Source organism: Bradyrhizobium sp. IC3195, assembly GCF_020193585.1.
Lineage (GTDB): Bacteria > Pseudomonadota > Alphaproteobacteria > Rhizobiales > Xanthobacteraceae > Bradyrhizobium > Bradyrhizobium yuanmingense.
Genome location: NZ_JADYVG010000026.1, coordinates 24,591 through 36,889 on the forward strand (window position 1 = coordinate 24,591; position 12,299 = coordinate 36,889).

Annotated in this window: 18 protein-coding genes; 14 read left to right on the forward strand and 4 right to left on the reverse strand. The window is 63.0% G+C overall.

Going from position 1 to position 12,299, the window contains the following annotated elements; all coding sequences use genetic code 11:
* Positions 1–4: 4 nt before the first annotated feature.
* Positions 5–763: a class I SAM-dependent methyltransferase gene (locus I6F09_RS32440; protein ID WP_225145050.1), complete on the reverse strand. Its 759-nt coding sequence runs from the start codon at positions 761–763 to the stop codon at positions 5–7.
* A gap of 419 nt (positions 764–1,182) precedes the next feature.
* On the opposite strand from I6F09_RS32440, the gene I6F09_RS32445 reads away from it, so the two are divergent.
* Positions 1,183–1,422, forward strand: a complete 240-nt coding sequence (locus I6F09_RS32445; RefSeq protein WP_249784675.1) for a cold-shock protein — start codon at positions 1,183–1,185, stop codon at positions 1,420–1,422.
* A gap of 31 nt (positions 1,423–1,453) precedes the next feature.
* Here I6F09_RS32445 and I6F09_RS32450 read toward each other — a convergent pair whose 3' ends face one another.
* The gene (locus I6F09_RS32450) at positions 1,454–1,795 is read right to left on the reverse strand and encodes a hypothetical protein (protein WP_225144991.1); all 342 of its coding nucleotides are present in this window, start codon (positions 1,793–1,795) and stop codon (positions 1,454–1,456) included.
* 720 nt (positions 1,796–2,515) lie between these two features.
* Between I6F09_RS32450 and I6F09_RS32455 the strand changes: the two genes are divergently transcribed.
* Positions 2,516–2,842 (forward strand): DUF736 domain-containing protein, encoded by a 327-nt coding sequence (locus I6F09_RS32455; protein ID WP_225144992.1) that lies wholly within the window; start codon positions 2,516–2,518, stop codon positions 2,840–2,842.
* Positions 2,843–2,947: 105 nt separating this feature from the next.
* Here the strand turns inward: I6F09_RS32455 and I6F09_RS32460 are convergent, their stop codons facing one another.
* Positions 2,948–3,367 carry a hypothetical protein gene (locus I6F09_RS32460; protein ID WP_225144993.1) on the reverse strand — a complete coding sequence of 140 codons (420 nt, stop codon included), beginning with the start codon at positions 3,365–3,367 and terminating at the stop codon, positions 2,948–2,950.
* Positions 3,368–3,532: 165 nt separating this feature from the next.
* Positions 3,533–3,766, reverse strand: coding sequence for a helix-turn-helix transcriptional regulator (locus I6F09_RS32465; RefSeq protein WP_036046501.1), 234 nt, complete (start codon positions 3,764–3,766; stop codon positions 3,533–3,535).
* Positions 3,767–3,998: 232 nt separating this feature from the next.
* On the opposite strand from I6F09_RS32465, the gene I6F09_RS32470 reads away from it, so the two are divergent.
* From I6F09_RS32470 to I6F09_RS32525, 12 genes are all read left to right on the forward strand, one after another.
* Positions 3,999–4,262, forward strand: a complete 264-nt coding sequence (locus I6F09_RS32470; RefSeq protein ID WP_225144994.1) for a DUF2285 domain-containing protein — start codon at positions 3,999–4,001, stop codon at positions 4,260–4,262.
* Positions 4,263–4,374: 112 nt separating this feature from the next.
* Positions 4,375–4,584, forward strand: a complete 210-nt coding sequence (locus tag I6F09_RS32475) for a DUF6499 domain-containing protein (protein ID WP_225144995.1) — start codon at positions 4,375–4,377, stop codon at positions 4,582–4,584.
* On the forward strand, positions 4,556–5,161 hold the full coding sequence (locus I6F09_RS32480) for a DUF2285 domain-containing protein (protein ID WP_225145051.1): 606 nt from the start codon (positions 4,556–4,558) through the stop codon (positions 5,159–5,161). Before I6F09_RS32475 ends, I6F09_RS32480 begins: the two co-directional genes overlap by 29 nt.
* Before the next feature lie 200 nt (positions 5,162–5,361).
* Complete coding sequence (locus I6F09_RS32485) at positions 5,362–5,613, forward strand: helix-turn-helix domain-containing protein (protein ID WP_225144996.1); 252 nt, start codon at positions 5,362–5,364, stop codon at positions 5,611–5,613.
* A gap of 13 nt (positions 5,614–5,626) precedes the next feature.
* On the forward strand, positions 5,627–6,739 hold the full coding sequence (locus I6F09_RS32490) for a replication initiator protein A (protein WP_225144997.1): 1,113 nt from the start codon (positions 5,627–5,629) through the stop codon (positions 6,737–6,739).
* The gene (gene parA / locus I6F09_RS32495) at positions 6,736–7,374 is read left to right on the forward strand and encodes a ParA family partition ATPase (protein WP_225144998.1); all 639 of its coding nucleotides are present in this window, start codon (positions 6,736–6,738) and stop codon (positions 7,372–7,374) included. Before I6F09_RS32490 ends, parA begins: the two co-directional genes overlap by 4 nt.
* The gene (locus I6F09_RS32500) at positions 7,371–7,625 is read left to right on the forward strand and encodes a hypothetical protein (RefSeq protein ID WP_225144999.1); all 255 of its coding nucleotides are present in this window, start codon (positions 7,371–7,373) and stop codon (positions 7,623–7,625) included. The genes parA and I6F09_RS32500 overlap by 4 nt, the downstream gene beginning before the upstream one ends.
* Positions 7,622–8,140: a DUF2840 domain-containing protein gene (locus I6F09_RS32505; protein ID WP_225145000.1), complete on the forward strand. Its 519-nt coding sequence runs from the start codon at positions 7,622–7,624 to the stop codon at positions 8,138–8,140. The genes I6F09_RS32500 and I6F09_RS32505 overlap by 4 nt, the downstream gene beginning before the upstream one ends.
* Positions 8,137–8,682 (forward strand): S26 family signal peptidase, encoded by a 546-nt coding sequence (locus tag I6F09_RS32510; protein ID WP_225145001.1) that lies wholly within the window; start codon positions 8,137–8,139, stop codon positions 8,680–8,682. The genes I6F09_RS32505 and I6F09_RS32510 overlap by 4 nt, the downstream gene beginning before the upstream one ends.
* A gap of 34 nt (positions 8,683–8,716) precedes the next feature.
* Positions 8,717–9,052 (forward strand): DUF736 domain-containing protein, encoded by a 336-nt coding sequence (locus I6F09_RS32515; protein ID WP_225145002.1) that lies wholly within the window; start codon positions 8,717–8,719, stop codon positions 9,050–9,052.
* A 4-nt stretch (positions 9,053–9,056) separates the two neighbouring features.
* The gene (locus I6F09_RS32520; protein ID WP_225145003.1) at positions 9,057–9,965 is read left to right on the forward strand and encodes a lytic transglycosylase domain-containing protein; all 909 of its coding nucleotides are present in this window, start codon (positions 9,057–9,059) and stop codon (positions 9,963–9,965) included.
* A 564-nt stretch (positions 9,966–10,529) separates the two neighbouring features.
* A complete protein-coding gene (locus tag I6F09_RS32525; RefSeq protein WP_225145004.1) occupies positions 10,530–12,269 on the forward strand; it encodes a VirD2 family relaxase/mobilization nuclease in 1,740 nt (579 codons plus the stop codon).
* Positions 12,270–12,299 lie beyond the last annotated feature (30 nt).

A 12,299-nucleotide genomic window follows, 5' to 3' on the forward strand; every position in this document is an offset into this window, starting at 1 on the left:
GATCTCACGACGGCTTCAAAGCTCTACCGGCCATCGATGTGGACGCAGACACAATCAGCATCATGGGGCGCTCCAATTCTTCGGCCAATTGCGGCATCTGCTGGATCTGGTCGCGTGTCGGGGTAAACTCCTCGACCCGTCGAATTTGAAAGCCCGCGCCGATCAGCGCGTTCAGGGTAGTGCCAAGCGTCCTGTGGTATTTCAGAACGCCCTTGGCGAACCAGTCCGTCCGACGTTCACCCTCGACGGAATATCGATTGACCGGCCAGGTTTTGCGGCCCTCCTCATCGGAAATCCAGTGCGCATGTGCCGCTGCCATGAAGATCGGATGCTCAATCGTAAAGACGAAATGCCCATCAGGAACCAGTGCCTTGCGGATCACCTGCACGAGGCGGCCAAAATCCTGAACATAGTGAAAGGTCAGTGCGCTGTAGGCGAGTTCGAAAGCCGTCTCAGGTAGGTCCAGTGTGTCCAGATCGGCGATGCGATACTCGATGGCCGTATCCGCTGTGTCTCTCCTGGCACGCTCGATCATGTTCTGCGACAGATCCAGACCCAGGACCGAGGCCGCGCCCTGCTCGCGCATCCAGCGCGAGGCCCAGCCGAAGCCACATCCCAGATCGACGACACGTTTCCCGCCTAGATCGGGCAGCATAGCTCGGATCGCGGGCCATTCAGGGGCGCCGTCCAGCCCATGTACCTGTCGGGGCAACTGGCTGTAGCCAGCGAAGAAATCGGGATTGTCGTAAATATTCTGCGCCATGTCTGCCTGCTGTTCGGCTTTTCGCTCTGCCCCGGACAGTTCCTGCAGATCCAAGCAGAATTGTCGCAGTCTACGACGCGTCATGATCCTACTCAAATCAGCTGCACAAAAGGCATCTTGAATCGGCGGGCTTCTCGCGCCAAAAACGAAAAACCCCGGCATGAAGGCCGGGGCTCCCGTGATGCCACGGCGTACATCCGGCCGCGACAACCAGGCAACAGTTAGCACGCGGTTTTCGAAGAAAATGTGACCTTCGCGTCCGCGTTCTTGAACGTCGGCCCATTTCAAGGTGCTTGTACGACCAGCACGTCGGGCATTTTATTTCCTCTGTCCAAGACCTGCGACCGCGCGAGACAACGGATCCCTTCAAGCTACGATTCGCGCGGAGACTTGCGACCGGATCGTTGATTGATTTAGATATGAACGTGTTTTTCCTTTTTGGAGCAAATGACGTGGCGTTAGGGACTGTTAAGTGGTTCAACCCGACGAAAGGCTATGGATTCATTGCGCCGGATGATGGTGGCAAAGATGTTTTCGTGCACATCTCGGCTGTGGAGAAGGCGGGCTATACCTCGCTCGTTGAAGGCGCGAAGGTCAGCTACGAGCTGGTGACGAACCGCAGCGGCAAACAAGCCGCAGAAAATCTCCGCCTAGGATGAGGCGAGGCTCGACGTCCTGGCGTTCTTTGAGCTAGTCCGAATCTCGCGCTCTTGAGACATTTGGAACATATCCCAGTTGGCGCTCAAGGGCGGCCAAAGTCGAGCGGGCTGAATCCAAACGTGCGGTCGCCTCGGTTAGGTTGGCCCACGCTTCGTCCTGCCGCGAGACAGCTGCCAAGCCGATCTTGATGCTATTCTTAAGACACCGCGGGTCTTGGCTGCGTAAGGCGCGCCCCAATTCAGGCAGTATCCTGGTCAGCGCTCGATGCGCGGAACGTTCTTTTCGCTCCAGGCCGTCGACCACGGCGAGGGTCTCGCGATAGTACCGTATCGCTTCGATGGTTCTGTCTTCGAGGTTGCTATTGTCGCTCATCCGATTCTCTTCTTCCTTGAGCTGTTAACGGGCATCGTCCTGCACGAGATCCTCCGTGGGCTGCGCGGCTCACATGTCGTGACCTCTGCGCCGTCCGACGAAGGGCCTGGCGACGGCCGATAGCGTCACATTGAAAGGGCGGATCAGGCATCCAGCGTGCTCGCGATTCTTGTCTTTGAGCTACACTCAGAGCGGGCCCAAGCGTCGAGGCTCGACCGATCATCGCAGAGTGGCAGTTTCGTGGCGGTCGTATGCGGCATCGACCAAACGGCGACGGATCACAGATACGGCCAGCCGCTCTCGTCAACGGGGCGTCCAGCCGACCCGCGATCGCGCAAGCGGAGATCCGCCTACCTGCAATAAAGAGAGCTCATCACCATTGGATTCGGTTGCGCCAGTCTTTCAGTAGACTCGCAGATCGTCACGCTCTCCTTGATGTCAGCTCTGTTCGGACCGAGCGCACCGAACGGCCTCTTCGATGGGTGGATCTGGCCGAAGGACGGCTGACGCCTCGACCGCCTATGGCGCAATGGCGCCGATCGACTTTCTTCCCCTGCCGGCTGCGCCGTCATTCCTCGCGAAACAAGAAAGTCGCCTGGCTGCCATCCTCCGCTGACGCTTCGGCCCCTTCGGGGTGCGCCGTCGATCGCCTCCGGCCTGTCGATCACCATCGAGGCCGCAAGGTGCGGGCTCGGAGAACAGAGATCAAGGAGAACTACCATGGCGACCATCGGCACCTTCAAGAAGACCGGCAACAACGAGTTCAACGGCGAAATCGTTACCCTCTCGCTGCAGGCGAGGAACGTCCGCATCGTCCCCGAAAGCAGCCGCTCGGGCGACAACGCCCCCAGCCACCGGATCTATGTCGGCCGGGTTGAGATCGGGGCCGCCTGGTCCAAGCGCTCCAACGAGGGCCGCGACTATCTCGGCCTCAAGCTCGACGACCCGAGCTTCACCGCACCGATCTTCGCCAACCTCTTCGCCGATGAAGAGGGCGAGGGCTTCAGCCTGATCTGGTCTCGTCCCAACCGTCGGAACGGCGACTGATCCGATCCGCAATGCCTCGCCCGGCTTGGCCCGGGCGGGGCATCGCTAAGCTCAAGAAGCCGTGCAGAGTTCCGCAGTCAGGCACAGGTGGCGGATCGATTCCGATCAGCGACGGCGAACCTGACGGGCCTTGATTGGCCGTCTCTGATCGGCCTCCGATATCGTTTCGACGATGTCTCCCCAGTCGGGGCAGATTGCGATGAGACGATCCAGAACCGTAGGATCGCGCTCGATCTGCCCGAGCGCCTGAGCACGCCATTGGTCGTTGAAGCTGATGCTCATCAACCCCACACATTCGACAACCGTACTGTCAGGCGGCAAGTGTTCCAAGATTGCCGTCACTATGCCGGTCCATTGTTGAAGTAGGCGCCAGTGCTCAGCCGCGGGTCCGCTCTCCAACCTTTCTTGAAGGAGATCAATCAGCAAGAGGAAGCGAATTCGCCAAGTTTGGGGCCTGAGGTCCGCGACGTAAGCGTCCACGACTTTGCGGATGTCGGCTGGCAAGTGCTCGTACAGGGTGGTCATAAGGCTCACTCTATCTCGCTCAGCACGCCCTTCCGCCCCTGGACTGGTATGCGCGTTTTTGAGACAGACCAGATTTACGCAAAGTTGCCTATCAACTTGTGCGTGAGGTAATGCCCAGTTGATACATAACGTGACAAGGCTGCGATGGAGCACAAGTTTGTTGCCTCATCGAGCGCGATGAGGATGAACCGCCGTTCGTTTGATCAGATCGGTTGCTTCGACCCCTAGCGCCTCCGCGATTCGGCCGAGCACGGTTACGCTGGCCGACACATCGGCGCGTTCAATTGCGCCGACGTAACGGACACTTAGTCCGGCGCCATCGGCCAACTCTTCCTGCGTCATCTCCTTCTTATGGCGTATCCGACGCAAATTGATCGCCATGACCTCCTTGAGATCCATGGCGACAAGGGAACTCACATCGGAACGATCGTTCCAGGAACGATCGTTCCGATTCGTACCGAGCCGTGCTATTCATATCGTCTGGCTTGGGCCGAGTTTGCCGCTTGCGGGGAGCGCCGCGATGCGATTTGCGCATCACGGCACAAATCGCGTGCGACGATTTCCCAGCTTGCAAAGTTCTGGAGCTTTAGATGAATTCTAACCGCTGCATCGATGCTGAGGGGCAATTGCAATGAACGACGCGCCATTTCAGGACCAGCCGCCAATAACTGATCGCGTCAACGCCTACGACGAGAAACATCTTGCCATCTACGTTCGGTTGTTGATGGCCGAAGAGGAGGGCGCTGACTGGCGTGAGGTGGTCAGTGTGATCTTCGGCCTCGATCCCGCGCGCGAACCGGATCGTGCCAGACTCGTCCATAACAGCCACCTCGCCCGTGCGCGATGGATGTCGAAAGCCGGTTATCAGGACCTTTTGGAGCCGCGGATGCAGTGAACTGCGCCCACGTAACGCAAATTGCGATCTCGCGTGATGCAACCTAAGGGTCTAGTCTCTCGTGCCGTCTTTTCGGATCGTAGCATGGGGCACAGAGACGAGAAGACAGACCATGCCGACCCAGTACTGGCGCTCGCCGGAGACCATCGAACGCCTCAATCGCCTTGAGCGCCCGGGTTTTGCCCTTGAATTCCTTCGCCGCAACGCTGACTACCGCCGCGACTTCGCCCGTACTGAGCGCCAGATCGCGCGCGACGGCGCTGATCCCGAAGCTGTCCGAACCAGTTTCGCACATCGATGGAGGTTGCGGTGTCGCCCATGATCCCGCTTCTCCGGTTGGGCCCGAGACAGCCATTTGGCTGCCCGAGGCATCACCGGGAACATTAATCCTGACGCCTGCGCCGCCGGACTTCGAGACCGTCCATTCGATTGATCGCAATGCTTTCGGACTGCCGCTCGTCGAGCGGACAGATGCTGACGGTCGCGAGCTGGTGATTGCGGACGCGTCGGGTGAACTCCATGTCCATTTGCGCGACGAGCAGGCCGCGCGCCGCCCTGCGGTGCTTGTGCCGCTCGACAGTATGGGCGAACTGCGCGCCGACGTGGCGCTACACTTCGCCCGCCGCCTTGCCGGCCAGCGCACAGGTCTTCTGCCGGCGGCGCTGCGGCTGACGTCGTTTCAGAAACGGCGACTGACACAGCTTCTTCACGCCTTCGACGTCCACGACCTGGGCGGCGGTCCGCGAGACGTGGCGGCGAAGGTGCTGGCCTCCGATCACGCCCAGCGTCGTTCGGTCGAGTGGAAGGATTCGCATGCCCGCCGCAAGGCGAACCGGCTCATTCACGATTCGATCGCCCTGGTCGAGCGCGACTATCTGAGACTCCTGCGCGGCCTCTGATCGGCCCGATCCCTCAAAGCCATCCATCCCTGAGTTAATCCGCGCCTCGTGGCAATGCCTGGCTTCGCCCGGTTGCGACGATGGGGGGACACAAACGTACGTCAATTTTCGTCCACCCCCAACGCCTGAACTCTCCGCCACTCTGGCCCGGACACGCCGCGACTTGGCCGCGGCGCTTCGAGGCAAGACGGAGATCTCCCATGCTCGATAGGCTCGCGCAACTCGCCACCCGCTACGTGCGCACCCCCGAGGCCGCGCGCCTGCTCGGCATCTCGCCGCGCACGCTGGAAAAATATCGCTGCCATGGCAATGGCCCGACTTTTCGTAAGCTCGGCGGCCGCGTCGTCTACGCCGTCGGCGATCTCGAAGCCTGGGCCGATCAGGCCGCCTGCAGCTCAACGTCGGATCCTCGCTATCTCGAGGCCCGCGCCGCCGGCAACGCGCATCGCTAAGGCAACGCCTGCCATGTCGCGTCGCCTCATCACATCAAGCGAGCGAAGCAAGCTCGACCCATTCGTTGTCGCCACCGGCGATGCCAGCCCGCGCGATCAGCGCGACCTGATGGAGCGCCCGTTCTTTTCGCTCGCCAAGGCCAAGCGGACGACGCCGATCCTTTACCAGGCCGGCGACATCTGCGTCGAGGTTTATGCGGTTCCCGAGCACGGGATGGCGACCATTTGGGATGCCGACGTGCTGATTTGGGCGGCCAGCCAGATTGTCGAGGCTGAGAACGTTGGCCTGAAGACTTCACGTTTCCTGCGCTTCACACCGTACCAGCTTCTAACCGCCGTCGGCCGACAGACCGGAGCCCGCGACTACAAGCTCTTGAAGGGAGCACTGACACGCCTGCAGGCGACCGTGATCCGCACCAGCATCCGCCAGGGCGAGCATTGGCGGCGCCACCAGTTCTCCTGGATCAACGAATGGGAGGAATGCACGCGGCGTGACGGCCGCGTCGAAGGCATGGAATTTGTCCTCCCCGACTGGTTCTATCGCGGCGTCATCGATCGCTCGCTCGTTCTCACGATCGATCCGGCCTACTTCAGCCTGACCGGCGGGATCGAGCGCTGGCTCTCCCGCGTCGCGCGCAAGCACGCCGGCCGCCAGCCAAGAGGATGGCTGTTCGAGGTCGCACACCTCCATGCAAAGTCGGGCAGTCTGGCGCGTGTCTCTGATTTTGCGCTGCAGATCCGGCGCATCGCCGCGCGTCAGCCGCTTCCCGGCTACCGCTTGCGCATCGAGCGTGAAGCGCGTCGCGAATTGCTGCGCATTGTTCCGGCCAAACTATCCACTGCCCCTGTGGACGGCGCTGTGGAAGCGCTCGGGACTTCGCACGCAAACCATATCGGGATTCCGCACGCAGCCCTATCGGGACTTCGCACGCGTGAACCGCAACTAACGCTTTGGCCGGAAACCGCGATTCCCGGTCTTAACTTAGAGTCTAACTTAGAATCTAACTGTTGTAGTGGGCCCGCGCGTCTTGCGGATAAAGACGACGCTCGTGCTGAGCCACCAACCAAGCACCCAAGCCAATCATCTCTGCCGCTTCCAGGTCGCAAGACGGGAGGCAAGCGATGATCGTCGCCGTACTCAACCAGAAAGGCGGTGTCGGCAAGACCACGCTCGCCCTGCACCTCGCCGGTGAATGGGCGCTGCGCGGAAAACGGGTGACGCTGATCGATGCTGACCCCCAGGGTTCGGCATTGGACTGGTCGCAGCAGCGCGCGAGGGAGAACGTCGCACGGTTGTTCGGCGTCGTTGGTCTCGCACGCGATACGCTCCACCGCGAGGCGCCGGAGATCGCACGCACCGCCGATCATGTCGTCATTGACGGGCCGCCGCGCGTCGCTGGATTGATGCGTTCGGCGCTGCTGGCGGCGGATCTGGTCCTGATCCCCGTGCAGCCGTCGCCATTCGACGGCTGGGCGTCGGCCGAGATGCTCGCTCTGCTGCGAGAGGCCCGCATCTACCGGCCACAGCTCGCCGCTCGCTTTGTGCTCAACCGCTGCGGTGCGCGCACGATCATCGCCCGCGAGACGGCTGAAACGCTCGCCGATCACGATCCGCCGGTGCTCGCCAGCACGGTCGGCCAACGCGTCGTCTTCGCTGACGCCGCGCAGTCCGGTCGGCTCGTCTTCGAGTTTGTCGAGCAGAGCGCTGCTGCCCGCGAGATCACAGCTCTCGCTGCCGAAGTCGCGAGGTTCGCGCCATGAGCGAGCGTTCCACCAAGCGCGGCTTTGCCTCGCGTCCAGGCGATGCCGAGAGTTGGATCAAGTCCAGCGACGCACCGCCACGCCGCGTGGACGACGCGGCCGCATTCACCGCGCGCCTGACCATCGACGTCACGCCGGCGCTTCGCGGCCGCATCAAGGTCGCCGCGTTCCAGCGCGGCGTGACCGTCGCCGACATGCTCCGCGAATTGCTCGCGCGAGAGTTCCCCACTGACGCCGGAGAGCCGTCATGAATGACAATGAGGCCCTGTCGCCGCGCGCCGTGCCGTCGTCGCATCGACAGGGTGTCGCGCTGACCCATGTCGAGCTAACCTGGATCGAGAAGCGGATCGAGCACTGGCTGCGCTTTGGCCGTCGCACTGAAGAGAGGATCCTTGACCGCCGCCGCAGCCTGTCGAGCTTTACGCCGGGCAGCATCTTCGGCTTCGTCCGCTGGGCCTCGAACGACTATGGCACCGTGGTGTCGCGCATGGACATCGTGCGCGCCGTGGAAGCGGGCCAGCGCTATCAGACGCTGCCGTTCGTCCGCCCCGGCGGCGAAATCCTGCTGCGTGTCGATAGCTGGCCGAAGGTCGAGCGCGTGTTGCAGGCCGTCGACGCCATTGAGGCGCTCTCCATCGATCCGGCTGACGCTGCGCCGGAATATTGGCGGCATCTCCACAACCGTCTCGCTGCCGACCATGTGCCGCGCGCCTACACGCGCGAGCAGCATGTCGCCTGGCTCAAGCGTCGGAGCGTCACGCCATGACCCGCTTCGGCTATCTCATGTTGACCTACATTGCGGCCCTGGTCGCTGGCGCCCTGGTGCTCGTTCATCCTGCGCCGCGGCTGATCTGGAACGCCACCGCGAGCACGCCAATAGGGCTCTACGTGTTACATCCGCTTGGAGAGCTGCACGACTTGGAACTGGTCGCGGTACGACTACCGGAGCCGATCGCGAGCTTCCTTGCCGATGGCGGCTTTCTTCCAAAAGGTCTGCCGCTGCTGAAGCGGGTGATGGCGCTGCCCGGGCAGACTGTTTGCCGGTCAGGCGACACCGTTTCCGTCGATCATGTCGATGCCGGTACCGCGCACGATCGCGATCATCGCGGCCGTCCGCTGCCGCGTTGGAGCGGTTGCCATACCCTCGAGCCGGGCGAGGTCTTCCTCATGAACCCGACCGTCCCCGACAGCCTGGACGGCCGCTATTTCGGCGCGCTCCCCGTCACCTCGATTGTCGCTCGTGCGGTCCCGCTTTGGACCGACGAAGCCGCCGACGGCCGCTTCGTCTGGCGTGCAGCCACCCATTGACCCGTTTCCAACCGAGCAACCCAGGAGCTTTCCCATGGCACAAATCGGCCAGTTCACCCGCGACAAGTCCGGCTTCACCGGACGCGTTGAAACGCTGTTCTTCGAGCGGATTCTCACCCTCGTCCCGGCCGAATCCTCCGATGCCGAGAACGCGCCGGACTACCGTGTCCGCCTCGGCGATGCCGACGGCCCGGAGATCGGGGCAGGCTGGAAGCGTACCGGCGAGAAGGCCGGCGAATACGTTTCGCTCGTCATCGACGATCCGACGCTTCCGCGGCCGATCCGAGCAAATCTCTTTCAATCGACCGACGACAAGTCGGCTTGGACGCTGAACTGGAATCGTCTGCCCCAGCGCGCCGAGCGGGACTGATTGCATGCAGGGTCCCGTCACGCGTGCCGGCAACCAGGCGCATCAACGGTCCACCTCCTTGTTCGGGGGAAAGCCGTCTCATCCCTCGGGTTCGCGCAACGGTCGGGCGGCTGCCGCGCACAGCGGCGGTCAAACCGGCGGTCCGTGCGCACCGCCGGTAGGCAGCACGACGCCTCGCCATGATGGCGGAGCCACGGCGGGCTTTGCCGTTCTACTCCTTACCGGCCTGCTGGTGATTAGCGGGACAACGGCAGCAGTCTCCGGGCAGAGAGCGCCGGCGCAAAGTCAACCGGCGAGCGATCACTACGCAGCTCATGTGGCGGAGGCCGCGCAGCGCTTTGGCATTCCGGCAGCATGGATACGCGCCGTCATGCGGGTCGAGAGCAACGGCGATCGGCGTGCCGTCTCACCGAAAGGTGCACTCGGCCTGATGCAACTCATGCCCAAGACCTGGACGGACATGCGAGTCCGCTACGGTCTCGGACGCGATCCCTTCGATCCCCGTGACAATATCCTCGCCGGCGCCGCCTTCCTTCGCGAACTGCACGACCGCTACGGCTCGCCGGGCTTTCTCGCGGCCTATAATGCAGGTCCCGGCCGCTATGAGGAGTTTCGCGATAAACGCCGTCCACTGCCCGCGGAGACGACAGCCTATGTCGCAGCCATCGTCCCTTTTGTCGATGCGGAGGGGGCGCCAGGGCCTCTTCTCCTCGCGGCCTCTTCTCGTTCATCCTGGACGCGGGCGCCGCTGTTTTTCGACCACGTTGACGGTCCGTCGTCTGCCGCCCCGGCAGCATTCGATCGGCCAGCGCTCGACAGATCGGCTGCCGTTCCCGTGCACGATCTCTCTGCGATAGCGCCGCAGTCGGAGGGCCTGTTCGTCGCGCTTTCGGCCACGGGGCGATCGCAATGACTGCACGGCATCTTCAACGTCAATGCGCGGATCGCGGTACGTCTGCACGCACCCTTGTCGCGGCGGCTGCACATCGGGCAGCTCGTGATATCAGCCGTCAGTTTCCAGGTTCGCTGGCGCCCCGTGACGGACATTCGGTTTGCTTTCGAAACGCTGCAACACAGTCATACGGGCGATGCCTTCGGCCCGCGCTCTACTCGTCGCTTCGCTCCTCACCGAGCCACCCTACGGGTGTCTCGGCCCTTCGGGTAACGATCGCTATCGCAAACGCTCGGTCAACTGCCAAGTCGCGGCGGATCTTTTCCAATGAATCGGCCACCAGCCAACGTGTTCGGGCGGGCGCTATTGAAGGATCTACCGCAATGACCCGAACCTGTCGCAAATCGCCGCAAGTACCGACCGGACGATGGCGAGATAAAAGGCCGCAATGTGCGGCTCGGTTGGTTGGTTGTTGTTGCTTTCTTTTTTTGCTGATCCGGCAATGTGCGGCTTCGGCGCGCAATGTGCGACCCACCATCAACTCATTGTACGGATTCTCGATTTCGCACATTGCCGAGGCTGGCCATGGCTGAAGAGAACGAATTTCAGCCTCGGCCCGGCCGCATCCGCTCCTCGCGGGCCCAGCGGGCAAAACCTTTCATCGCCCAGGCGCTCGCTGCCGCTCAGCGCGCCGGCGGCGGCATTTCGCGAACTGGCCATCTCGTCAGCCACCGTCATTCGCGCTTCGGCCGCGGCCGGGTCGCCAGCGAACGGGCAAACCGGCTGCTCACCGGCCGTTCGCGGCTGGTGACGATCAAGACCCGCGTTGTCCGGCATAGAGCGAGATCGGCGCCGCTCGCCGCCCATCTCAGCTACCTCCGGCGTGAGGGCGTGACCCGGGACGGGGAGAAGGCCCACCTGTTCGGCCCCGACACCGAGGATGCCGATCCCAAGGCCTTTGCCGAACGCTGTCAGAATGACCGCCACCATTTCCGCTTCATCGTCTCGCCCGAAGACGCAGCCGATATGGCCAACCTCAAAGGTTTCGCCCGCGATTTGATTGGCCGGATGGAGACGGACCTCGGCACCAAGCTCGACTGGGTGGGTGTCGACCACTGGAACACCCAGCACCCCCACGTCCACATCATCGTGCGGGGGGTCGCCGATGATGGTCAGGACCTCGTCATTTCTCGCGACTACATCAAGGAGGGTATGCGAGCCCGTGCCCAGGACCTGGTCACACAGGAGCTTGGACTACGCTCCGATCTCGACATCCACCGCTCGCTCGAGCGCCAGGTCGAAGCCGAGCACTGGACCCAGCTCGACCGCCAGCTTGTCCGGGATGCAGACCGGCATGGTGTCATCGAGCTTGCTCCCGAGCCGGGGCGGCAGCCCGATCAGTTCCATGCGTTGAAGGTGGGCCGGCTGCGGCGCTTGGAGAGCCTTGGCCTAGCTCATCAACTCGGGCCCGGCCAATGGTCCATGGACGAAGCCGCCGAGACGACGTTGCGCGAGCTCGGCGAGCGCGGCGACATCATCAAGCGCATCCACCGCAGCTTGAGCGAACGCGGCATTGAGCGTGGGAGCGCCAACTATGTGCTGGCAGGCGAAAGCCTCGACGTTCCTGTCATCGGCCGCCTCGTCGATCGCGGCCTTGACGACGAGCTCAAGGGAACCGCCTATGCCGTGGTCGACGGCGTCGATGGCCGCACCCACCACATCAGGCTGCCCGATCTCGACGCCGCCGGTGACAGCGCACCGGGCTCGATCGTCGAGCTCCGCAAATTCGATGACGCGAGAAGGCAACGGCGCGTGGCATTGGCGGTGCGCTCCGATCTCTCGATCGAAGCGCAGGTGAGGGCGAGCGGCGCGACGTGGCTCGACCGGCAGGCGGTCGCCCGCGATCCGGTGCCGCTTGGCCAGGTCGGCTTCGGCGCCGAGGTCCGCAGCGCCATGCAGCAGCGGGCCGAGCAGCTCATCGAACAGGGGCTCGCTGAGCGCCAGGCGCATGGGCTGGTGTTCGAGAAGAATCTCATCGGCACGCTGCGGCGCCGAGAATTGGAGGATCTCGGCAAGCAGCTCGCCGCCGAGACCGGCCAGCCACTCAACCCGTCGGCTGGTGGCGAGTATGTGGCGGGCACCTATCGGCGGCGCTTCGCGCTCGCTTCCGGCCGCTTCGCCATGATCGACGATGGTCTCGGCTTCCAACTCGTGCCCTGGACGCCCTCGCTCGAAAAGCAGCTCGGCCGGCATGTCTCCGGCGTCGCTCGCGCGGATGGCGGCATCGATTGGGGTTTTGCGCGCAACCGGGGGCTCGGCTTGTGAGCGATCCTTCCAGTCACCGACGTCAGGAGA